We start from the raw sequence: 22,955 nt of genomic DNA, 5'->3' as shown, positions 1-22,955 counted from the left end.
CTCCCTGCAAGGAGCGCTATTCAGAAGGGACTGAACGCCCCATGCCAACATAAGCGGCGAATACTACCACATACGTCGACGCAGCCCCACCGCCAGCTCCCCGACAAAACACCCTTAGCATTCACACTCTGCAGCCGACAATGATGAGAGCAAGCCCCCAGACCAAAGCGACAGCCAAATGCCAGCGAGATGAAACCAAAGACAGCGCACCAAGACCGGACACATCAGCTTGCAGTGTCAGCTTACTGCTGACGAGGAGGCACTTCAGGGGAACCAAGCTTACCCAGCCGCAAACGAAGGCCATCAGATGCCCCCCTAATCATCATTCTCACAACATCTTTGCGTTGAGCAGAAAAGAGCGCAAAAAAGCAAAATGCACGGATATTTCGGGAAAAATCAGAAAACTTCCAACTTAAAGGCATATAGTTACGCCGAAACAAAGCAAAGCTATTCCTATAAATATAGTAATAGCGAAACGGCGAATGATAAGGAACCATGCGCCATCGCAAAAACCAGAACCTGACTCGCCGGTCCCCCAAAGAGTGGAGCATTACCGCTCCATCCACACCGAATAGACGATACCCCATGTAACGAGCCCTGAAACACCACTCCGTGTCAATGTGATCAATGAACAACGCTGCATCCATTAAACCGACATCAGCCAATACGGATACCGGGATAAGCGAACCAGATGAAATAAGAAAATCCGCTTCAGCAACGCTGCGCCCCGGCAAAGGAGTCACCCGTCTGTAACCAAAACAACTATTGCGCACAAAACCAGAAAGAGCAGATGTCGCCTCATCTTTGTAGGCTGGCGCCACTGCTGCAACCCTGACACCTTCTGCCTCCAGACTCTCAAGAGCAAAAAGCAATCGAGAGATCATGCCTTCGTCTGGCAAACTGTCTTGATCAAAAATCACGACATGAGAGGCACCCGCCGCTCTCGCAAACTCAATACCGACATTCTGAGCCTGAGCCAGGCCATAATTTTCAGCCTGGAGAATAACGTCTACCTGATCGGAAAGCCCGCTCTCCAGCAGAAACTTATCCACGCATAAATTCGAGCCGTTATCCACAATAACGGTCCGATGAGTCTGCTCAGCAAGCCTGCGAAGCTGCAGCTCCAAATGAGCAATATCAGGAAAGTACGTTACAACAACCGCATAAACACAACTAGCACTCTGATCCGGCACATACGCCACCTCCGAATCATGCATATCGCCGGACCTTACGCATAACTGCTCGTAACAGGGCCGAGAAACCGCCCTGCGAATAAGAACGCTTGATCCGCCTTAGGATGCTCAATCCAGCGGTAGGCATAAGGGATTGGCGCACCAGGTCTCGATCAGCTGCCTTGGTCAGACTGCCACATCTAGCACAGAAATCAGCAACCACGCGATCCCAACGGAAAGCTTCAGCGTAAGCAAATACTGAATCACTCATCGCACCTAAACTGCCTCGATCATCCATGAGCGCCTTGATTGCCGAAACCCAGCCATCAACGCACTCATAATCGATAGCGATACCGCAATCCTCCGCTGCCAAGGAGTCACCAAAGACATCGCCACGAGTTGAAACCACCGGCAAACCGCACCATAGATAGTCCAGCATCCGCGTTCTAAATGAAAAAATGGTTTCCGGATTATTGTAATGGGCACTTACACCAACGTTGGCGTCCAACAAGTAATTATGGCGATCTTCGTAAGAAACCCAACCGAAGTTGAAGTGTACAAACTTGCCCGTTAGTCCGAGCTCATCTGACAAAGCAACAGCAGCTGCACACATATCATGCTGACTGATACCAGGATTGGGGTGCTTAACACCCACAAAAGCCAAATGCACGCGATACCCACGCTCGACCAACTGCTTGACTGCCCGAATAACAGTCAGCGGATCGAACCACTGATAGATCCCCCCACCCCACACCAGCACGAAGTCATCTACCGGAATGTTGAACATCTCGCGCAGTGCATTGCGCTCCCGTCGCGGCTTTATTGGCGAGAGCCCGAATGGAAGCAAGGAGATCAGATCATCGACATTGGCTCGACTGGCATTAGGCCAGCGCAGCGCATTGATACGCCCCATGGCAGTCAAAGCACCCAGCCAATAGTTGCGCTGTCTTTCGCTGGCACAAATGAAGTGATCTGCATAAGCCAACTGCTCTCGCACAACATCAGCGAGATATGCCCCCGTCAGCGTCCTGGTTTCCATATCCACACCATCGGAAACCTGATGATATTCAAGAGGGATGGGGCAATAAAGGTCGGCCACCAAAACCGCCGAGCTATCCTTGAGAAAAGGATGAGCACGCAAAGCATCTCCCTGCACGACAATAATATCAGCCTCGTCTGCAACCTGACGAAAGCGCTGGCTGGAGAACTCAATAATCTCGAAAGGCGTAGTAACCTGCAACGAAACATTCGGAGACGCCAGCACAACAGCATGCTCAGACGCAAGTTGCCGGGCTATTTCAACACAGCGGATAGCTGGCCCGGCCATCTTGACGCCAATGACATCGTTGCAGACAACCAGAATCTTACGCTTCAAGAGAAGAGTTCCAACAAGAGATAAGCATTAATATTAAGCAATGCAAAAATGCCCAATACACACAAAAGAGCAAAAGCAAACTTCCTTACCTTATAACGAAGGAACCAGTAATGGAGCTGCTCATACAATCTACGCCGATAGAGCGCAACATCCGAGGCTGCTTTAACTTCAAGCGCATTAGCCACCTGCTTATGCAAGTAGTGATACTTCATATAATTGAAACGAAGCTTTAGTGATTTCGCCCCCCCCCCCCGAGTAGATGAGGCAAGCGGAACATCCTTGATAACCGCGAGCCAACTCGAAGCGATCGCGCGATGCGAATAACGCTCACGAACGTACTGCATTGCGGAGCGAGAGATGGAGCGTCCTTCACCTGCGTGATCAGCAGCATAGACAATACTACTCACCCAGGACTCGACATCATTCCCTGTCAAATAGCCCGTGACACCATGCTCAACACAGTCCTTATAGGGAAGGACATCACTATATAGCCCCGGAATACCGCAACCACCATACTCACGAAACTTGTTATTTGTCTTCGACGCATTGAAAGGGCTATCCAAGAGCGGAGCTAGTCCGAGCGACCACCTGCGGGATATCTTGAATTTTATAAATTCCTGGTAGTCGGAAAAACCCGGAAACCACTGAACACTCTCTAACTGGCGCAGGCGGGAAGAAACACCACCGATAAACTCAAAACGTATATCGGGCCTCCGCCCAGCCAAATCCATTACAACCTGTTCGATTATATCGAACTCTTCAGCCCTATACCCCCCCGCATAACCCACAACAAAATCCCTTGAATTATCACCACCCTCCTTATCAACGAGACCCGCTGCAAGATCGCTATCAAAGGGAGCCGCTAACAGCTCACATCGAAGCGAAGGGAACCGCTTCCGTATAAATTCAAAGAGGGTCGGGGTATGCGTAATGATCAGCGCCGAACCGCGCACAAAAGCATCCAAGGTCGAGACAACCTCTGCAGACCTATAGAAAACAGCCAACTCAGACTGCCCCTGGATGCACCAGAAATTATCATCGAGATAATAAATATAAGGAATGGATTTTTCTGAAAGGAAGCTCGGTACCCATGCATAATCCGGATGGCAGACCCGACAGAAGACATTCACACCGGAATGCAAAACCTCCCAATCTAGAGCCGCCATGACGCGCACCTCACAAGATACGTCATCCGCCATATCATCAAGAAAGCGAGATACTACACGGACCGTAGAAATGTCACCCTCACACCAGAAATTTATCTTCACAGATAATCCACCCGCTAAGACTGCCTAGACAACATATCAACCATCGCTGGCTGAACCCCCGCAGCCAGCAGTCTTTGCTGATACTCTTGAATCGAATACTGGACACGATAGAAATCCACAACACCGCTCGCTATATTTACCGAAGCATAGCAAGCTCCCGGAATTCGATCGCGCGCCTGACCCACAGAGCCCGGATTAAGCATGCGCGCGGGGCCAATCTGCCGCAGCATCGGATGATGCGTATGGCCAGCAACCAGCACGACCACCCCAGGATCCAGTTCAAACGTTATTGGCGTGTCCGGATAAATATATTCCTCGACACTCCGCTCGGTCCCATGGACCATTCGGACAATACTCGCACAATCCCCAAAGCAAATATCCAATACATCAGGTAACGACCTAAGCCACTCCGTGTTGGCCAACGTAAGTGCGGTACGCGTATCCTTGATGCGGTACTTACTCTCACGAGAGTCACTATATGAGAGCTCCTCCAGAACATATTTATCGTGGTTGCCCTTGATGCAAGTGACACCCCGATCAATCAGGAGCGCAGAAACTTCATTCGGCTCCGTGTAGTAACCCAGAATATCACCCGCACAGAAAACAGATGCCTTTGCGGGTATAGAGGCAAGAACAGCCTTGAGCGCCGGGAAATTCGAATGAATATCAGAAATAAAAAAAATTGGCTCCTCAGAGGAAGCCAATTTAACTATTTGCCGTTTCATTTACTGAAAATACAACTCTTCGTAGTAACGCAAAAAGCGCCCGGAGCGAGCAACACTCCAGCCCTCATAGGACTTACCCAAGACAACATTGTAGACGAACGCCGCACAGGAATTGAATCCATAGTGCGCCTTTGAACCCTCGGTTGAACTCAGCCGGCCATTAATCTCAAACAGCACAGGCCCCGATGCCGTCATGATCAACTGAACATTGATATGGCCGAAGTCCAGACCCTCAGCAACCAATGCACTGGCAACTGAAGCGACATAGTCATGAATTGCTGGTGAATGGACAATCTCACCAAATGATGTAGCGCCATCTGGAGTTAATGTACGCTTGAACACGATAATATTCGTAGATTTTGAGTAGCGATCAATGTAACAACCGCAGGTATACTCATCACCAACTAGCATCTCCTGGACAAGAAATGCATTAACGTTCAAAGCCTCATCTGCGATCAACCTTCTGGCAGCGCCGATATCGGCCACCTTGTAGATATTCCTCGAAGAGGAACTATGGTTGGGCTTTATAACCACAGCCCCCAAGCACTGATCGTTCAGCAGGTAATCCGCCAAAGAAAAGGTCTGCGGAACACGTACCGAGTGACGCCCCAGAACCGCAGAGGTCTTTACTTTATCGAGACAAATAGACGCTGCCTGCGAGGACAACGTCGCCGCCTTTAGGGTCCGATCACGAAAAGTCGCAATCTTGGCAAGTTCGTGCTGGGTGCCCGCAAAGACAATATCTATTGAATGCTGAGCAACATAGTCCTCTAGAAAATCAATATAGCTCTCACTAGCGGCTAGAGGAAAAATAGGAGTCGCAATAACTGGCGCAGATGGCTGGTTAAAAAACCGCCCCGCCCCCAACTCATCACTATTGGCAAAATGAATTTGAAGCGGCTCACCAAAGTCGTGTTCTGCCAAGGCCTTGTAGATGCTTTGCCCCATAACAGAGCCAGCACCGGTAATCAAAATATTCAAGTCGCCACTCCAGCTTTTTGTTCAATCAACTCATCAACATAAGCATCTAGCGCTTCCGCAAAGGTCGGCCACAAGGGCCTGTACCCTGATGGGAAGGCAACCTCCATTGTTCGAATATCGAGCGCAGAATTATCTTGCTCCAGCACTTTAACCTCAACAGGCAAAGACGCACGCACGCTCACCCTATCAAGAATATCCTTGACCGAGAGAGCATCTGGATAACCAACATTCAATATCTTACGCTGCGCCATTTCCGCAAAAGAGTCCTGGGCAATCCACCGAATAAAATGCACCAACTCCCTAGCATGGATATAGGTTCGTCGCTTCAAACCCTGGCCATAAAGCCTAAGACTACTGCCCTGCAGGACGGCCGCCTCGACAGCCTTAAAAAAGTTCCCGTGACGCTGCCCTGCACCAAAAACATCGGCAACTCGCAAGATAACTACAGGAACTTTGGCCAAATCACAGAAAATGCGCTCGCCGAATACTTTCGAAGCGGAATAATTATCCATAACTCTAACAAAATCTGTAACCCTACAATCGCGCATGTAGGGATATACATTATTGCCAGACAAATAAATCACGCCACGATGTTTCGCATTAGCAACATCTAAAACATGCATATCAATCATCACGTTTTCAGCAACAGAAACAGATGATTGACTAATGTTGGCAGCAAAGTGGAGCACTAACGCCCCCGCCGGAACATTAGAGAAGGGCGTTTCCGCGAAACACCCTTCCCCCCATGCATCTATAAGACATGAACCAATGTATCCGGTCGAGCCTGTAACTGCGATTTTTGCAGACTCCGAATAACGGCAGCGAAGATCCATTTTAAAACTTCACAGCCACAATAGACTTCAACTTCTCACAGATAAACTCAACATCCGCCCGAGTAACGCCCATATGCATGGGCAAAGACAGAATTTCTTTACTGGCTTCATGAGCCTTAGGACAAGTACCTGCACCAAAGCTGTAAAGGCCATACTCGGTATTGTCACGATAGTGAACACCCGGATGGATTTCATATTCATTCAGCGCCATCAGCACCTGCTCGCGCTTCTGTACACGCACTTGGAATAGATGACGAGATGATTCGCAGCCCGGAGCAATAGGCACGACGCGGATCAGCTCGTCACCGGACAGCAGTTCTTCATACCAGCTGGCCAATTGGCGACGATAGGCGTTGTCGCGATCAAGATACTTCAACGATACCAGAGCAATAGCAGCCATGATGGAGTTGCCATGGTATTTGAAACCCAGCTCCTCCACGTCATACATCCACTTGTAAGCGCCCTGCGTCACCGTACGAGCATAGGTGTCTTTATTAATACCGAGCCAAGTCAACTTACGCGCGCGCTCATCATCTTCAGCGGACGCGAAGCAGATCATGCCGGAATCGGCAGTAGCCAAGTTCTTGACCGCCTGATAACTGAAGACCGTCACATCAGCATCCCAGCCTACGTGCTTGCCATGAAGACGCGTGCCTGACATGTGTGCCGCATCGAGAATCAGCTTGATGCCACGAGCCTTACACAGCTTGACAATCGCCTCATACTTTCCGGTATTTCCGCCCAGACCAACATAAATCAACGCTTTCGTTTTCGGCGTAATCTTGCGCTCAACATCAACCGGATCCAGGCAGAGGTATTCGTCGACATCGGCAAAGACCGGTTTCAAGCCCGTTTGAATAATCGCGTGGTTAGTAGAAATGAATGTCAGCGGCGTAGTAATCACCTCTGCATCATCTTCCCAGCCATACTTCTCTTTGAAAAGGTGAAATGCGAGATGAAGCCCGACAGTGTTGGAGCTAAGAAAGTGCGCGTGTGGCAGACCGGTGTACTGCTTCCAGGCATTCTCGATCTCTACGGTTTTGAAGCCAAGGCCGGTCCAGCCCTTTTCAAGGCACTCGCGAATACCCGCAAGGCACTCATCGACACGAAAATTTGGAACAAACAGCTGAATAGCCATAATATTAACCTCTGACACCATTCAAGTAATGATCAATTACGATCTCTGGCTCACCGTCCTCTATGATCTTGCCATGATCAAGCCAAATGACTCTATTACAGAGTCGCTTAATCAGATCCGGTTGGTGAGATACGAAAACCATAATGCTCGACGCTGCAATAAAGCTATGCATTCTATCCAAGGCTTTATCGATAAACTCAGCATCCCCCCCCGCAAATAACTCATCCAAAATGAGAATATCCGGCTTGACCGCGGTAGCAATTGCGAAGGCGAGACGCATATACATACCGGTTGAGTAATACTTAACCGGCGTGTCAATAAATTCTTCGAGCCCGGTGAATTCTATAATTTCTGGCTCAATCTCCTTCAGCTTAGCTGTTCCATACCCTAGAATTGCTCCATTCAGATAGATGTTTTCACGACCACTCAACTCCGCATTGAAACCAGCACCGATTTCTAGCAAAGGCGCAATACGGCCGCTAACGGAAACTTTTCCTTGACTCGCATGATAAATACCGCAGATCGTCTTCAGCAATGTACTCTTGCCGGCACCGTTGTGACCAACGATGCCAACGCGCTCACCATGCTGGATATTCAAGGTAACATTATCCAGCGCTTTAAACTCAGAGTAGCTTTTTCTACCTTCTCGCCTCATTAGCTCGGCAAAGAACTCCTTCAGCAAGCCACCTTTCTTGTGATAAAGCCTGAAGTTAAGCGAAACGTCTTTAACTGAGATATTTGAGTTCATGCAATCACAACTTGAATACTATGTATTGATCGTTCTTTTTGAAAAAATAAATACCTGAAACAAGACTTACCAGCATGATCACTATAACCTTGCTGTACACTTCCATCGAAGCAATTTGCCCTTCATAAATTGGCAAACGGAAGATCTCAACAAACCAAGTAAGCGGATTATAATCAAAGAACCAGCGATATTTTTCAGGAACAAAACTCAGCGGATAGATGATCGGCGTCAAATAATATAAAGCCTGAAGGACTACACCTATGATATTCGGCAGATCCCTAAAAGACACAGTAGCAACCGATAGCGACAGTGCCAAGCCTAGCGCAAACAAGAAAATCAGCAGAAAATTCAAAGGTAGAATAGCCAACGCCGGGGTAAGTGGTGCTCCAATTGCCAAGGCAATCAGAAACAGACAAGCGGTACTCAGAACAGCATCAACCAACAAGCTTACTGATTGCGAAACAACAAATATCTGCTTGGGCACACTGACTTTCTTTATCAACGCCTCGTTATTAAGGAGCGACGACATACCCTGCGAGAGACATTGCGAAAAGAATGTAAACGGAACCAAACCCGAAAACAGAAAAACGGCAAAACTCTTCAGTGGCCAACGCATGATCATTGCAAAAACAATGGAAGTAACAACCATTGTCAGCAATGGATTCAACAGCGTCCAAAGAAAACCCAGCGCCGTCCTACGATATCGGATAGTTAATAACTGCCAGATCAGCTGACGCAGCACTAATTTGTGCTTATATAAGTCCTGAAAAAATGCTATATACACAGATTAATCGCCTAAACTATTCATATACATCTGCAACCAGAAGACTTGACCCCACTGCATCCTTGGCGGAAAGCAGCGGCACAGCAGTACTCGGCCATTGAATGCCGATGCTTTCATCATTCCAGAGCAGGCAGCGCTCACTTTCAGGAGAGTAATAGTCTGTAGTTTTATATAGAAACTCAGCAGTATCACTCAGCACCAGAAAACCATGCGCAAATCCAGCCGGTATCCACAGCTGCTTCTTATTTTCCGCACTGAGAATCAAGCCCACCCACTTGCCAAAGGTAGGAGAAGACTTACGAATATCGACCGCAACATCGAAGACCTCACCCTGGACAACTCTAACCAGTTTGCCCTGGGGCTGCTTTAGCTGATAGTGCAGGCCACGCAGTACATTCCTAGCAGATTTCGAATGGTTATCCTGAACGAATTCAACACTGACGCCCGTCGCCTCGGCGAATCTGGCCTCATTGAAGCTTTCGTAAAAAAAACCACGATCATCGCCAAAAACCTTGGGCTCGATCACCATGACATCAGGAATTTCAGTCCGAGAGACGTTCATCAGACTTTCGTCTCCGACAACACATTCAACAAATACTGACCATAGCCATTCTTTGCCAACGGCCTGGCAAGCTCACGCAGCGCTTCCGCGCTGATCCACCCTTGGTGATAGGCAATCTCCTCAGGACAAGCAACTTTCAACCCCTGTCGTTTTTCCAGAGTCGCAATGAACTGCCCAGCCTCGAGAAGACTATCGTGAGTTCCCGTGTCAAGCCATGCGTAACCACGGCCCATAATCTCGACATTGAGAGCACCCTCCTCCAGATACAAGCGATTGAGGTCGGTGATCTCCAACTCACCGCGCGGCGAAGGCTGCAATGAGCGGGCTTTTTTCACAACCGAGTTGTCATAGAAGTACAAGCCGGTGACGGCGTAGTGAGACTTGGGTTTCAGTGGTTTCTCTTCGAGACTCAGTACCTTGCCCGCCGCATCGAATTCTGCGACACCGTAACGCTCGGGATCATGGACATGGTATGCAAATACAGTGGCCTGCCCCTCTCGTGCGCTTGCGCTAGCCAAGAGTTTATGGAATTCATTTCCATAATAAATATTGTCACCCAGAACAAGTGCGCAAGAGTCTTCACCAATGAACTCCGCGCCGATCAGAAAGGCCTGGGCAAGACCATCCGGGCTTGGCTGAACAGCGTACTGGAGATTAATCCCCCAGCGTGCACCATCCCCCAGGAGCCGCTCGAAGCGAGGGGTGTCCTGAGGAGTGGATATAATCAAAATATCCCGAATCCCGGCCAGCATCAGTGTACTAAGCGGGTAGTAGATCATCGGCTTGTCATAAACAGGCAACAGCTGCTTGCTTATTGCCAAAGTGGCCGGATGCAGACGAGTGCCCGAACCACCCGCCAGTACAATACCCTTACGCGCCATGTCGATCTCCTGTAATTTCGCTCAGCATTCTTGCTACGCCACACTGCCAATCGGGCAAATATATTCCAAACGTTTTTTTGATTTTCTGACAATCAAGCCTTGAGTTTTTCGGCCGCTGCGCCTTGGTTGGATAATCAACACTTGAGACGGCAAGCAAATCCTCAACAGCAAGTGACTTACCAAGGCGCCTAGCTTCATCCACTATGAATGACGCATATCCATGCCAAGAAACTGTACCATCGGCAACGAGATTATAAATACCCGTTAGGTTCCGCTGTTTTTTTACAGCACGAATACAATGGGCCGTAACGTCTGCTATCAACTCCGACCCTGTTGGAGCGCCATACTGATCAGCAACTACCTTGAGCTCCTTTTTGGACTCGGCAGCCTTGAGAATTGTTTTAGCAAAATTCTTTCCATGCGCCCCGTAGACCCAGCCCGTACGAAAAATGAGGTGGTCACATCCGGACGCAAAAATCTCCTTTTCCCCCTGTAACTTACTCGCCCCATACACACTCAAAGGGGAAGCAACGTCATCTTCCTTCCAGCAGTGCTGACCACTACCATCAAAGACATAGTCGGTCGAATAGTGCACGAGGAGCCCACCGAACTCCGCCAGCGTGTTCGCGATTACGCCTGGCGCAGCAGCATTGACAAGATGAGCAAGCGCACCCTCATCCTCAGCCGCATCTACGGCCGTGTAGGCCGCAGCATTCACAACCACATCAGGCCGCAAGCTTTCGATTGTTCTACGTAAACCGGGAAGTTCTGTAAGAGCCCCAGTCAACCCCGGGGCGCCAGAACGATCCAATGCAATCAGCTCGCCAAGAGGAGCCAGTGCACGCTGTAATTCCCAGCCCACCTGCCCGTTCTTACCTAATAGGAGAATCCTCATGGTGCAGGATCACTCTCCATATTGCTGAGTTACCCACTGCTGGTAGCTGCCGCTCTTGACGTGCTCGACCCAGTCGGAGTTGGCCAGGTACCACTCGACCGTCTTGCGAATTCCAGACTCGAAAGTTTCTTGCGGCGTCCAACCCAGTTCATTCTTTATTTTAGTCGCATCAATCGCGTAACGCTTGTCATGTCCTGGGCGATCCTGGACATACTTGACCAACGAAAAGTGCGGATTGAATTGAGACTGAGGACATAGTTCGTCCAGAAGATCGCACAGCGTCTTAACGACTTCGATATTCTTCTTCTCGTTATGACCACCAATATTGTACGTTTCCCCAACAACACCCTCGGTAGCTACGAGATACAGAGCGCGAGCATGATCTTCCACATAGAGCCAATCGCGAACCTGACTGCCATCGCCGTAAACAGGCAGCGCCTTGCCCTCAAGCGCGTTCAGAATCATCAACGGGATGAGCTTTTCGGGGAAATGATATGGGCCATAATTATTAGAACAGTTGGTCACGATAACCGGTAGCCCATACGTTCTGTGCCAGGCTCTAACCAGATGATCCGAACTTGCTTTGCTCGCAGAGTATGGCGAACTTGGCGCATAAGGCGTCTGCTCGGTAAAGAGATCCTCAGGATTTTCCAGATCGCCATACACCTCATCCGTAGAGATATGATGGAACCTGAATCTTTCCCTGCGCTCAGCATCCAATCCAGCCCAGTAAAGCTTAGAAACCTCAAGCAGAGTATAAGTACCAATTACATTCGTTTCGATAAAGGCAGAAGGCCCCTCGATAGAACGATCAACATGCGACTCTGCAGCAAGGTGCATGACGATATCAGGTTGGTGCTCCTTAAAAACCCGCTCAACCCCAGCCCTGTCGCAGATATCGACACGCTCGAAGGCATACCTAGCATCATTAGAAATCGAAATGAGCGACTCTAGGTTCCCGGCATAAGTCAGCTTGTCCAGATTTACTACAGAATTTTCTGTATGGTTGATTATGTGGCGCAAAACAGCCGAGCCAATAAATCCTGCACCACCAGTAACCAAAATCTTCATCAAAACCTCATCCATAAAATCGTGGCGCGACAAGGCGCAACCCACAACCCCACCACAAGCCTAAATGGCCTATTGTACCAATAGGCACAAAGAAAATAAATCCCCCTCCGGGGAAACTATAGAAAATTAACAATAGACTAATTTATTAGAAAGTTTGCAACGTACAAGCTAAAAATATAATGCCGTCACTCACAATCAAACCCAGAATCTATGACGCGCTGCAGATAATCGATCTTCTGCTGCAGATCAAAGCGCACTTCACGGGAGCCAGCTAGCTGATAATCTTGGACTGACGTATATTTATAAATCCCATCAACAAACTCAAAGCTCACACCATCCAACTTCTTAACCAGCCCGTCTAAAAAAGCAGCCTTAGCCACATCATTACAACCAGAGGCGAAATTTGATATGTACTCCAACTGCTTTCTAAAATAGTCGTACGCAGCTATCACATCCAAAACAGCTTGCTCCGCTTCTCGCTGACTAGGGCGCAAACGCTCCGCTTGAGCAACATGAGAAGCAAAATCATACTTCTCAAGCTCATCAACCGCTGAAAAACCAAAGTCAAGCTCTCTTGTCTTGACCAGCAAGGCCTGCCCAGTGGGGAGCTCCGTAATAACAACACCAAGCTTGCGAAGATAATCCCTCTCAACCACATGCTGCCTTGCAAAAAGCAGCGCACCATAGTCATCAAAAATGACGACACCACCCATGCTAATTCTTGGATAAAGGGCGACGAAAGTTGAAACTTCCGCAGCAACATTATTCAGATCTATATGAAGAAAGGCAATTTTCTCCGGGCACGCAACACTCAAGATATCCGGCAATCTCCCTTGCACAGGGATAATATTATGCAGACTTGAAAATTTTCTCTTTACTTTATCAAATTGAGACGCCTGCGTAACAACACCTGAAATCTCAAAACCCTCATCCTTGTCCTCTAAAGGAACTCCACTATATGTATCATAAAGATACCAACTCTTCTCCACCTTAGAAAAGTCTAGGTATCGGCTTACTACATCAACACCAAAACCCCACTCAACACCACATTCAACGAAATCACCAGGCACACTAACTGCCTGCGACGCCAGCGAGCAGACAATATGTTTTCGCCAAATTATAGATCGCAGCACGTCTTGTAATTCTGGTACCTCAAACCTTTCCAGAGACTCCGTAAAGGCAGTGGTAAATCGCTCATCAGAAAGGAAGCCCAAATTCCTTCCGTAGACACTTAGCCCATCACCAGAAAAACAGAAAGGGATTGAGTTTAGGCTATCCGCATAAAGCCCTGCACCAAGACTCCGAACCTTAGAAATCAGCTCAGAGACATACATGTTTGGGTTGTTATTTTTCACTAACTCAACCTTAATTTATGATCCAAAAAGGCCTTAATAGCCTGTGAACTAAAGATAACCAAATACCCTGACCTAGCAGTTTTATTATATTATCGGGATAGCAAACCATCTTCTCGAAAGCCCAAAAGCTTTCACTCAATGTAGCCTTTTTCGACACATGAGCCGCGCCATTTTCGCCGCATCCGGCCGTTCGACCACGCCCTTTTCGGTGACGATCGCGTCGATCAGGTCGGCCGGCGTCACGTCGAACACCGGGTTCACCGCGTGCACCTCGGCGGCGATGCGCTGACCGCCGACGTCCAGCAGCTCGCGACCGTCGCGCTCCTCGATCGGGATGTCCTCGCCATCTTCCAGGCTCATGTCGATGGTCGAACTGGGCGCCACCACCATGAAGCGCACGCCGTGGTGCATGGCGTTGACCGCCAGCTGGTAGGTGCCGATCTTGTTGGCCACATCGCCATTGGCGGTGATGCGGTCGGCGCCGACTATGACCCAGGTGATGCCCTCGGTCTTCATCAGGTGCGCAGCGGCGGAGTCGGCGTTCAGGCTGACCGGCACCCCCTCGCCCGCCAGCTCCCAGGCGGTCAGGCGCGAGCCCTGCAGCCAGGGCCGGGTCTCGTCGGCGAACACCCGCTCGACCAGCCCGGCCAGATGGGCGGCACGGATCACGCCGAGCGCGGTGCCGAAGCCGCCGGTAGCCAGGGCACCGGTGTTGCAGTGGGTCAGCAGCTTCTGCGGGCCGTCTTGATGCTTGCGGATCAGCTCCAGGCCGAGCTGCGCCATGGTCAGGTTGGCTTCGCGATCACTGTCGAAGATACCCAGCGCCTCGACTTCCAGGGCTGACAGCGCGTCCTCGCCCGCCTTGAGGCGCTGCAGGCGCTCACGCATGCGATCCAGAGCCCAGAACAGGTTGACGGCGGTCGGCCGCGACTCGGCCAGCACCTTGAAGTCCTCCTCCAGCGCCGCCTGCCAGTCGCCACCGGCGGCCAGGCGTGCCCGCGCGCCCAGCACCAGGCCGAAAGCGGCGGCGATGCCGATGGCCGGCGCCCCGCGTACCACCATGCTGCGGATGGCCTCGGCCACGCCGGCCGCCGAATCGTAGGTCAGCCAGGTTTCTTCGCGCGGCAGCACGCGCTGGTCCAGCAGCCTCAACTTGCCATCGCGCCATTCAATGGCCTTTACCTTCTCTGCCGCCAACAGTTTGTCGCGCATGACATCCCCAACGCCGAAACGAAAAGCCGCGGATTATAGCGAGCCGCCCTCTCCAAGGCTCAGTTATACTGCCACGACTCCTCATTTACCCGGACAAATGCCATGCCCGAACCGCGCCAGCCGCTCGATCTGTTGCTCCTGCCCTCCTGGCTGGTGCCTATCGAGCCCGCCGGCGTGGTGTTGCGCGAGCACGGCCTGGGCATTCGCGACGGCCGTATCGCCCTGATCGCTCCACGCGCCGAGGCGCTGCGCCATCCGGCCACACAAGTGCGCGAGCTGCCGAACTGCGTGATCACCCCCGGCCTGATCAACGCCCACGGCCACGCCGCCATGACCCTGTTTCGCGGCCTGGCCGACGACCTGCCGCTGATGAACTGGCTGCAGGACCACATCTGGCCCGCCGAGGCCAAGTGGGTCGACGAAGCGTTCGTCCGCGACGGTACCGAACTCGCCATCGCCGAGCAGCTCAAGGGCGGCATCAGCTGCTTCTCCGACATGTACTTCTTCCCGGAAGTGGCCAGCGAACTGGTTCACAAGAGCGGCATCCGCGCCCAGCTGACCATCCCGGTGCTGGACTTCCCTACCCCCGGCGCCCGTGATGCCGAGGAGGCGCTGCGCAAGGGCCTGCGTCTGTTCGACGACCTCAAACAGCACCCGCGCATCAAGGTGGCCTTCGGCCCTCACGCGCCCTACTCGGTCAGCGACGACAAGCTGCAGCAGGTGCTGATGCTCGCCGAGGAGCTGGACGCCGGCATCCACATGCATGTCCACGAGACCGCCTTCGAGGTACAGCAGAGCCTGGAACGGCACGGCGTGCGCCCGCTTCAGCGCCTGGCCAGCCTGGGCCTGCTCGGCCCGCGCTTCCAGGCCGTGCACATGACCCAGATCGATGATGACGACCTGGAGCTGCTGGTGACGAGCAACAGCAGCGTCATCCACTGCCCCGAGTCCAACCTCAAGCTGGCCAGCGGCTTCTGCCCGGTGGAGAAGCTCTGGCAGGCCGGCGTCAACGTCGCGATCGGCACCGATGGCGCGGCCAGCAACAATGACCTTGACCTGCTCGGCGAAACCCGCACCGCCGCCCTGCTGGCCAAGGCCGTGGCCGGTAGCGCCACCGCTCTCAGCGCCCACGCAGCGCTGCGCATGGCGACGCTCAACGGCGCCCGCGCCCTCGGTCTGGATGAAAGCACCGGCTCGCTGGAACTGGGCAAGCTGGCCGACCTGGCCGCCTTCGATCTCTCCGGCCTGGCCCAGCAGCCGGTCTACGATCCGGTTTCGCAGCTGGTCTATGCCGGCAGTCGTAGCTGCGTGAAACATCTCTGGGTTGGCGGCAAGCAGCTGCTCGACGACGGGCGCCTGACGCGCCTGGACGAGCAGCGCATCGCCGCCAGCGCCCGCGCCTGGGGCGAGCGCATCGCCGGCATACACTGAATTCGTTTTCGAGACTTACCCAAGAGCACACCATGAGCAACGTCGACCACGCCGAAATCGCCAAATTCGAGGCCCTCGCCCACCGCTGGTGGGACCGCGAGAGCGAGTTCAAGCCGCTGCACGACATCAACCCGCTGCGCGTCAACTGGATTGACGAGCGCGTTGGCCTGGCCGGCAAGAAGGTGCTGGACGTCGGTTGCGGCGGCGGCATCCTCAGCGAGTCGATGGCCCAGCGCGGCGCCAGCGTAACCGGCATCGACATGGGCGAGGCCCCCCTGGCAGTGGCCCAGCTTCACCAGCTGGAGTCCGGCGTGGCCGTGGAGTACCGGCAGATCACCGCCGAGGCCCTGGCAGAAGAGATGCCTGGCCAGTTCGACGTGGTCACCTGCCTGGAAATGCTCGAACACGTACCAGACCCATCCTCGGTCATCCGCGCCTGCCACAAGCTGGTCAAGCCGGGTGGCCAGGTGTTCTTCTCCACCATCAACCGCAATCCCAAGGCCTACCTATTCGCCATCATTGGCGCCGAGTACGTGATGCGCCTGCTGCCGCGCGGCACCCACGACTTCAAGAAGTTCATCCGCCCATCCGAGCTGGGCGCGTGGAGCCGTGCTGCCGGCCTGAACGTGCAGGACATCATCGGCCTGACCTACAACCCGCTGACCAAGCGCTACAAGCTGGAAGCGGACGTCGACGTCAACTACATGATCCAGACCCTGCGCGAGGACTGAGGCGCATGGCACTGCGAGCCGTTCTCTTCGACATGGACGGTACCCTGCTGGATACCGCCCCCGACTTCGTCGCCGTGTGCCAGGCCATGCGCGCCGCGCGCGACCTGCCACCGCTGGACGAGCAACTGATCCGCGACGTGGTCTCCGGTGGCGCGCGCGCCATGGTATCCGCCACCTTCGGTCTGGAGGTCGGCGCCGAGGGCTTCGAGGCACTGCGCCTGGAATTCCTCGAGCGCTACCAGCAGCACTGCGCGGTACTGAGTCGGCCATACGACGGCATGCTCGAACTGCTCGGCGACATCGAGGCCTCGCGGCTGGTGTGGGGCGTAGCCACCAACAAGCCGGTGACCTTCGCTGCGCCGATCATGCAGCAGCTGGCCCTGGCCGAACGCGCCGCCGTACTGGTGTGTCCGGACCACGTGCCGCGCAGCAAGCCGGCCCCGGACATGCTCCTGCTGGCTTGCGAGCAAATGGGCATCGCCCCCGGCGACGTGCTGTTCGTCGGTGACGATGCCCGCGACATCGAGGCCGGTCGCGCCGCCGGCTGCAAGACCGCTGCCGTCACCTACGGCTATATCCACCCCGAGGACAACCCGCGCCACTGGGGGGCCGACGTGGTGGTGGATCATCCCCTGGAGCTGCGCGCCGTACTGGATCGCGCGCTCTGCAGCTGCTGAGTCGCTGGGCTTCGCCGCGCTCAACCCCACCTGTGTATTGACGAGATACGAGCCATGTTCGACTACCAAGCCCACCCCGACCTGCTCAAGGGCCGTGTGATCCTGGTCACCGGCGCCGGTCGCGGCATCGGTGCCGCCGCCGCCAAGACCTTCGCCGCACACGGCGCCACCGTGCTGCTGCTGGGCAAGACCGAGGGCAACCTCAACCACCTGTATGACGAGATCGACGCCGCCGGACACCCGCAGCCGGTGGTCATCCCGTTCAACCTGGAAACCGCCCTGCCGCACCAGTACGACGAGCTGGCCGCCACCATCGAGGCCGAGTTCGGCCGCCTCGACGGCCTGCTGCACAACGCCGCCATCATCGGGCCGCGTACGCCGCTGGAACAGCTGTCCGGCGACAACTTCATGCGCGTCATGCAGGTCAACGTCAACGCCATGTTCATGCTGACGAGCACCCTGCTGCCTTTACTCAAGCTGTCTGAAGATGCGTCCGTGGTATTCACCTCCAGCAGCGTCGGCCGCAAGGGCCGCGCCTACTGGGGCGCTTACGGTGTGTCCAAATTCGCCACCGAGGGCCTGATGCAGACCCTGGCCGACGAAGTGGAGGGCGTCGCTCCGGTACGTGCCAACAGCGTCAACCCCGGCGCCACCCGCACCAGCATGCGCGCCCAGGCCTACCCGGGCGAGAACCCGGCGAGCAACCCGCAGCCGGAAGCCATCATGCCGGTCTACCTGTACCTGATGGGGCCGGACAGCCGCGGTGTCAACGGCCAGGCGTTTGACGCCCAGTAAGCCGAGACGACAGGCCGCCGGTTTTCCGGCGGCACCTTCGTCAGCAGGCATCAGATTGCCAGCACCCGCGCCAAAGAAGCGGCAACTTCTTGCCGGAAGACACCCAAAATTCAACCTAATGTGTTGATTTTTAAGAACTTTATAAAACTGGCACAGAACTCGCTATACCTCGACTGTCAGGGCGCACCAGCGCCAGAGGTCGAGTTACATGGTTCCTCACAACCCTTCCAACACCATCGATTTTGATGCCGCCAAACTGCAACGCCTCGGCTATGCCAGCCGTGGCCAGCGTCTGCTCAAGCCGGTCAGCCTGGCCCAGCTGCGCCAGCAGCTCAGCCTGCAGCTGCAGACATCGCTGGAAGTTGATCGCATCCTTGGCCTGTTCTTCCAGGAAGTACAGCGTCTGGTGCCGCTGAATGCATTGAGCTATCAGCTGGCCGCGAGCGATCTGCGCCTGGAGCTGGGCGAGCGTGCCAATCATTCGGCCGGCTACCGCCTGAGCCACGAAGGGGAATACCTGGGCGAGCTGACCTTCCGCCGCAACCAGCGTTTCAGCGACGACGAACTGGGCCAGCTTGAGTCGCTCCTGGCCAGCCTGCTGTTCCCGCTGCGCAATGCGCTGCTCTACCGTGCCGCCCTGCAGAGCGCGCTGCGCGACCCGCTGACCGACACCGGCAACCGCATTGCCATGAACCAGGCCCTGCAGCGCGAGGTCGACCTGGCGCGCCGCAACCTGCAACCGCTGTCGGTACTGATGCTCGACATCGACCACTTCAAGAGCATCAACGACCGCTTCGGCCATGCCACCGGCGACGAAGTGCTGAAAGCCGTGGCCACGGTGCTCAAGGACAGCCTGCGCAATATCGACATGGTGTTCCGCTACGGCGGCGAGGAGTTCCTGGTACTGCTGTCCAACACCAGCCGCGAGGCTGCACAGATGGTCGGTGAACGCCTGCGCCTGGCGGTGCTTGGCCTGCAGCATCTGGAAGAAGGTCGCGCCCTGGAAATCTCCATCAGCCTGGGCTGTGCAACGCTGCTCGCCGGCGAATCGTCCGAGAGCCTGTTGCGCCGGGCCGACAATGCGCTGTATGTGTCCAAGCGCGAGGGCCGCAACCGCCTGTCGATGGCTGGCTGAGAAACACCCGCCAACAAAAAGGGGCTCCAAGGAGCCCCTTTTTCATTGGCTGGCGATCAGCGCTTGCGGCCGAACCCCGGTCGCTGGCCATCGCCGGCCGGCGGGCGCTTGCTGGGCGCCGCCGGGCGCGGCTTGCGGGCCGGACGTTCGCTCGTCTCGCTCGCCGGGCGCGGCGTGCGCTTCTTGTTCACTTCGGAAGGACGCTCGGCCACCGGCGTACCCCGCCCACTCTCGCGACGACCGCCGGACTCCTGACGCGGAGCTCGCGGCGCGCGCTGCTCACTGTCCTTGCGCGGCCCACGCGGGGCACGTTCGCCACGCGCGGTGTCGTCGCGCGTCACCCGCGCCTCGCCAGCTTCGCTCGCCGGGCGCAATACGCGCTTGGGGCGTTCGCCCCGCGCCAGCGGCCTGGCCGCCTTGCGCTGCAGGCGATCGAGCTTGTCGCGCATTTTCTCGTTCATCGCCGGCAGCACCATCGGCTTGAGGCCGACCTCCTCGCTGAGGATGTCCAGCTCGCGCTGACCCATCTCGCGCCAGCGGCCCATGGGCAGGTCGGAGGTCATGAACACCGGCCCGAAACGCACGCGCTTGAGGCGGCTGACCACCACGCCCTGGGACTCCCACAGGCGACGCACCTCGCGGTTGCGGCCTTCCATCACCACGCAATGGAACCAGCGGTTGAAGCCTTCACCACCCGGCGCTTCCTTGATGTCGGTGAACTTGGCCGGGCCGTCTTCCAGCATCACGCCGGCCTTGAGCTGCTCGATCATCTCCTCGGTGACCTCGCCTCGCACGCGCACGGCGTACTCGCGGTCCATTTCGTAGGAGGGGTGCATCAGGCGGTTGGCCAGCTCGCCATCGGTGGTGAACAGCAGCAGGCCGGTGGTGTTGATGTCCAGACGACCGATGTTGATCCAGCGCCCCTCTTTCGGCCGCGGCAGGCGGTCGAACACGGTCGGGCGGCCTTCCGGGTCGTCGCGGGTGCAGATCTCGCCTTCCGGCTTGTTGTAGATCAGCACGCGGCGCACGGTCTGCTGCATGTCTTCGCGCTTGAGCAGCTGGCCATCGACACTGATGGCATCGCGCGGCTCGACACGGGCACCGAGGCTGGCGACCACGCCGTTGACCTTGACCCGGCCGTCAGTGATCCACTGCTCGATGTCACGGCGCGAGCCGAGGCCGGCACGGGCCAGGACTTTCTGCAGCTTCTCGCCGCTGGGACGGGGTTCGAATTCGGATTCGCTCATCTGGGCACCTCCCGGTGTAACTGAGGATGAAAAAGGTCGCGCATCATACGCGGATCGCCGACAGCACGCACGGCTGACTGACTATAGCCCGCTCAGCGGCGCTTGCGCCGACCGGTCGCCTGCCGGGCCAGCAGGCGCATGGCGGCTTCGGCCAGCACGCCCGCGCGCTCGGCCTTGCCGAGCTTCTTCCAGGCCTTGATCTCGCGCTTGCTGCGGCCGCAACCGAGGCAGATGTCGGCGTCGAACTCACAGACTTTGATGCAGGGGTTCTTGCTCATGAGGGCAACCACTCAGGGAAGGCGCCGCCAGCTTAGGCCGAGAAGGCCTCAGCTCGGGATTGAAAGTCTCAATGCCCTCAATGCAGGGATTCGCCGCTATCCAGCGTTTCGCCCTGCTCTTCTTCCGCGTCGTCGGCAGACGGCGGCAAGTCGCTGAAATCGGTCTTCAGGCCCTGCTCCATCTGGTCCAGCTCGACCAGCAGGCTGCGGAAGCTGGTTTCCTCGCGCGGCTCGGCCGGCACCTCCTCGCCCTGTTCGGCATCCACCCGCGCCTGCAAGCCAGGCGGCACCGGCAGGTCGTCGTCCAGCGCCAGCATCGGTTCCGGCTCCAGTTCGCGCAGGGCGGCCAGGGGCGGCAGCTCTTCCAGGCTCTTGAGGTTGAAGTAGTCGAGAAACGCCTTGGTGGTGGCCAGCATGGCCGGCCGACCGGGGACGTCGCGGTAGCCGACCACGCGAATCCAGTCGCGCTCCTGCAGGGTCTTGATGATCTGGCTGTTGACCGCCACGCCGCGGATGTCCTCGATCTCGCCGCGGGTGATCGGCTGGCGGTAGGCGATCAGCGCCAGGGTCTCCAGCATGGCGCGCGAGTAACGCTGTGGGCGTTCCTCCCAGAGGCGACCGACCCAGGGGGCGAACTGCTCGCGTACCTGCAGGCGGTAACCGCTGGCCACTTCCTTGAGCTCGAAGGCGCGCCCTTCGCAGGATTGGCGCAACACCTCCAGTGCCTCGCGAATCTGCGCCGGCTCCGGCCGCTCACCTTCCTCGAACAGCTCGCCCAGGCGCTCCAGCGACAGCGGCCGGCCCAGGGCCAGCAGCCAGGCTTCGAGCAGGGAGGCGAGTTCCTTGGGGTCGTTCAGGTTCATCTATTCGGCTCGGGCACGGACGTGGATAGGCGCGAAGGGCTCATTCTGCACCAGTTCCACCAGTTGTTCCTTGATCAGTTCGAGCACCGCCATGAAGGTGACGACTACCCCCAGGCGCCCCTCATCCACGGTAAACAGCGTGACAAAAGGCACGAAACCATTGCCCTTGAGGCGCTCCAGCACCTCGCTCATGCGCTCGCGGGTGGACAGTGCCTCGCGCGTCACCTGGTGGCTCTCGAACATGTCGGCGCGGCGCAGCACCTCGGCCATGGACAACAGCACTTCCTCCAGGCTGACATCCGGCAGCAACTTGCGCGCCCGCGCCTCGGGGGCCTCCAGACGCGGTACGCTGAGGTCGCGGCCGACCCGCGGCAGTTCGTCCAGGCCCTCGGCGGCGGCCTTGTAGCGCTCGTATTCCTGCAGTCGGCGGATCAGCTCGGCGCGCGGGTCGTCTTCCTCTTCCTCCGCCTCGGCGGAGCGCGGCAGCAGCATGCGCGACTTGATCTCAGCCAGCATGGCGGCCATCACCAGGTACTCGGCGGCCAGCTCCAGGCGCACCGACTTCATCAGCTCGACGTAGCCCATGTACTGCTTGGTGATCTCGGCCACCGGGATGTCGAGGATGTCGATGTTCTGCTTGCGGATCAGGTACAGCAGCAGGTCGAGCGGCCCCTCGAAGGCTTCGAGGAAGACCTCCAGAGCATCCGGCGGGATATAGAGATCGATCGGCAGCTCGGTGACCGCCTGGCCGTAGACGAGTGCGAACGGCAGTTCCTGCTGCGCGCCGGCCTGGCTGTC

At 55.6% G+C, this 22,955-nt stretch carries 24 protein-coding genes; 5 read left to right on the top strand and 19 right to left on the bottom strand.

Going from position 1 to position 22,955, the window contains the following annotated elements; genetic code table 11:
- Positions 1-242 precede the first annotated feature (242 nt).
- The 15 genes from ACOAPY_RS07910 to mtnA all read right to left on the bottom strand — a co-directional run bounded on the left by ACOAPY_RS07910 (position 243) and on the right by mtnA (position 15,000).
- Entirely contained in the window at positions 243-1,217 is a 975-nt protein-coding gene (locus ACOAPY_RS07910) for a glycosyltransferase family 2 protein (RefSeq protein ID WP_465156020.1), read from the bottom strand.
- Positions 1,210-2,547 carry a glycosyltransferase family 4 protein gene (locus tag ACOAPY_RS07905; protein ID WP_465156019.1) on the bottom strand — a complete coding sequence of 446 codons (1,338 nt, stop codon included), beginning with the start codon at positions 2,545-2,547 and terminating at the stop codon, positions 1,210-1,212. The genes ACOAPY_RS07910 and ACOAPY_RS07905 overlap by 8 nt, the downstream gene beginning before the upstream one ends.
- A complete protein-coding gene (locus ACOAPY_RS07900) occupies positions 2,544-3,713 on the bottom strand; it encodes a glycosyltransferase family protein (RefSeq protein ID WP_465156017.1) in 1,170 nt (389 codons plus the stop codon). Before ACOAPY_RS07900 ends, ACOAPY_RS07905 begins: the two co-directional genes overlap by 4 nt.
- Positions 3,714-3,829: 116 nt before the next feature.
- Positions 3,830-4,540, bottom strand: coding sequence for a metallophosphoesterase family protein (locus tag ACOAPY_RS07895; RefSeq protein ID WP_465156016.1), 711 nt, complete (start codon positions 4,538-4,540; stop codon positions 3,830-3,832).
- Positions 4,541-5,521, bottom strand: coding sequence for an ATP-grasp domain-containing protein (locus tag ACOAPY_RS07890; RefSeq protein ID WP_465156015.1), 981 nt, complete (start codon positions 5,519-5,521; stop codon positions 4,541-4,543).
- A complete protein-coding gene (locus ACOAPY_RS07885) occupies positions 5,518-6,354 on the bottom strand; it encodes an NAD-dependent epimerase/dehydratase family protein (RefSeq protein WP_465156014.1) in 837 nt (278 codons plus the stop codon). Before ACOAPY_RS07885 ends, ACOAPY_RS07890 begins: the two co-directional genes overlap by 4 nt.
- Position 6,355: 1 nt before the next feature.
- On the bottom strand, positions 6,356-7,492 hold the full coding sequence (locus ACOAPY_RS07880) for a DegT/DnrJ/EryC1/StrS family aminotransferase (RefSeq protein ID WP_465156012.1): 1,137 nt from the start codon (positions 7,490-7,492) through the stop codon (positions 6,356-6,358).
- Between the two features lie 4 nt (positions 7,493-7,496).
- The gene (locus tag ACOAPY_RS07875) at positions 7,497-8,240 is read right to left on the bottom strand and encodes an ABC transporter ATP-binding protein (protein ID WP_465156011.1); all 744 of its coding nucleotides are present in this window, start codon (positions 8,238-8,240) and stop codon (positions 7,497-7,499) included.
- A gap of 4 nt (positions 8,241-8,244) precedes the next feature.
- On the bottom strand, positions 8,245-8,982 hold the full coding sequence (locus tag ACOAPY_RS07870) for an ABC transporter permease (protein ID WP_465156010.1): 738 nt from the start codon (positions 8,980-8,982) through the stop codon (positions 8,245-8,247).
- Between the two features lie 58 nt (positions 8,983-9,040).
- Positions 9,041-9,586, bottom strand: coding sequence for a dTDP-4-dehydrorhamnose 3,5-epimerase (gene rfbC, locus ACOAPY_RS07865; protein ID WP_465156008.1), 546 nt, complete (start codon positions 9,584-9,586; stop codon positions 9,041-9,043).
- Entirely contained in the window at positions 9,586-10,467 is an 882-nt protein-coding gene (rfbA, locus tag ACOAPY_RS07860; protein WP_465156007.1) for a glucose-1-phosphate thymidylyltransferase RfbA, read from the bottom strand. Before rfbA ends, rfbC begins: the two co-directional genes overlap by 1 nt.
- Positions 10,457-11,362, bottom strand: coding sequence for a dTDP-4-dehydrorhamnose reductase (gene rfbD, locus ACOAPY_RS07855; RefSeq protein WP_465156006.1), 906 nt, complete (start codon positions 11,360-11,362; stop codon positions 10,457-10,459). Before rfbD ends, rfbA begins: the two co-directional genes overlap by 11 nt.
- 9 nt (positions 11,363-11,371) lie before the next feature.
- Entirely contained in the window at positions 11,372-12,433 is a 1,062-nt protein-coding gene (rfbB, locus tag ACOAPY_RS07850; protein WP_465156004.1) for a dTDP-glucose 4,6-dehydratase, read from the bottom strand.
- 185 nt (positions 12,434-12,618) lie between these two features.
- On the bottom strand, positions 12,619-13,788 hold the full coding sequence (locus ACOAPY_RS07845) for a TylF/MycF/NovP-related O-methyltransferase (RefSeq protein WP_465156003.1): 1,170 nt from the start codon (positions 13,786-13,788) through the stop codon (positions 12,619-12,621).
- A 135-nt stretch (positions 13,789-13,923) separates the two neighbouring features.
- Positions 13,924-15,000 (bottom strand): S-methyl-5-thioribose-1-phosphate isomerase, encoded by a 1,077-nt coding sequence (gene mtnA / locus ACOAPY_RS07840; protein WP_465156002.1) that lies wholly within the window; start codon positions 14,998-15,000, stop codon positions 13,924-13,926.
- 102 nt (positions 15,001-15,102) lie between these two features.
- On the opposite strand from mtnA, the gene ACOAPY_RS07835 reads away from it, so the two are divergent.
- The 5 genes from ACOAPY_RS07835 (at position 15,103) to ACOAPY_RS07815 (ending at position 19,769) form a co-directional block, all read left to right on the top strand.
- Positions 15,103-16,431, top strand: a complete 1,329-nt coding sequence (locus tag ACOAPY_RS07835) for a TRZ/ATZ family hydrolase (protein WP_465156000.1) — start codon at positions 15,103-15,105, stop codon at positions 16,429-16,431.
- A 32-nt stretch (positions 16,432-16,463) separates the two neighbouring features.
- The gene (gene ubiG, locus ACOAPY_RS07830) at positions 16,464-17,162 is read left to right on the top strand and encodes a bifunctional 2-polyprenyl-6-hydroxyphenol methylase/3-demethylubiquinol 3-O-methyltransferase UbiG (RefSeq protein ID WP_142137096.1); all 699 of its coding nucleotides are present in this window, start codon (positions 16,464-16,466) and stop codon (positions 17,160-17,162) included.
- Positions 17,163-17,167: 5 nt separating this feature from the next.
- On the top strand, positions 17,168-17,839 hold the full coding sequence (gene mupP, locus ACOAPY_RS07825) for an N-acetylmuramic acid 6-phosphate phosphatase MupP (RefSeq protein ID WP_465155999.1): 672 nt from the start codon (positions 17,168-17,170) through the stop codon (positions 17,837-17,839).
- Between the two features lie 54 nt (positions 17,840-17,893).
- Entirely contained in the window at positions 17,894-18,634 is a 741-nt protein-coding gene (locus ACOAPY_RS07820) for a YciK family oxidoreductase (RefSeq protein ID WP_465155998.1), read from the top strand.
- Between the two features lie 208 nt (positions 18,635-18,842).
- A complete protein-coding gene (locus ACOAPY_RS07815) occupies positions 18,843-19,769 on the top strand; it encodes a GGDEF domain-containing protein (protein WP_076577735.1) in 927 nt (308 codons plus the stop codon).
- A gap of 56 nt (positions 19,770-19,825) precedes the next feature.
- Here the strand turns inward: ACOAPY_RS07815 and rluB are convergent, their stop codons facing one another.
- From rluB to ACOAPY_RS07795, 4 genes are all read right to left on the bottom strand, one after another.
- Positions 19,826-21,016 (bottom strand): 23S rRNA pseudouridine(2605) synthase RluB, encoded by a 1,191-nt coding sequence (gene rluB, locus ACOAPY_RS07810; RefSeq protein WP_465155996.1) that lies wholly within the window; start codon positions 21,014-21,016, stop codon positions 19,826-19,828.
- Positions 21,017-21,108: 92 nt separating this feature from the next.
- The gene (locus ACOAPY_RS07805; RefSeq protein ID WP_465155994.1) at positions 21,109-21,294 is read right to left on the bottom strand and encodes a DUF1289 domain-containing protein; all 186 of its coding nucleotides are present in this window, start codon (positions 21,292-21,294) and stop codon (positions 21,109-21,111) included.
- A gap of 77 nt (positions 21,295-21,371) precedes the next feature.
- Positions 21,372-22,157 (bottom strand): SMC-Scp complex subunit ScpB, encoded by a 786-nt coding sequence (gene scpB / locus ACOAPY_RS07800; protein WP_465155993.1) that lies wholly within the window; start codon positions 22,155-22,157, stop codon positions 21,372-21,374.
- Positions 22,158-22,856, bottom strand: a complete 699-nt coding sequence (locus ACOAPY_RS07795; protein ID WP_465156744.1) for a segregation and condensation protein A — start codon at positions 22,854-22,856, stop codon at positions 22,158-22,160.
- Positions 22,857-22,955: the final 99 nt, after the last annotated feature.

The sequence above is a fragment of the Pseudomonas stagnisoli genome, assembly GCF_048595745.1.
In the GTDB taxonomy this organism is placed as follows: Bacteria; Pseudomonadota; Gammaproteobacteria; order Pseudomonadales; family Pseudomonadaceae; genus Aquipseudomonas; species Aquipseudomonas alcaligenes_A.
This window is presented reverse-complemented; position numbering and strand designations above follow the sequence as displayed.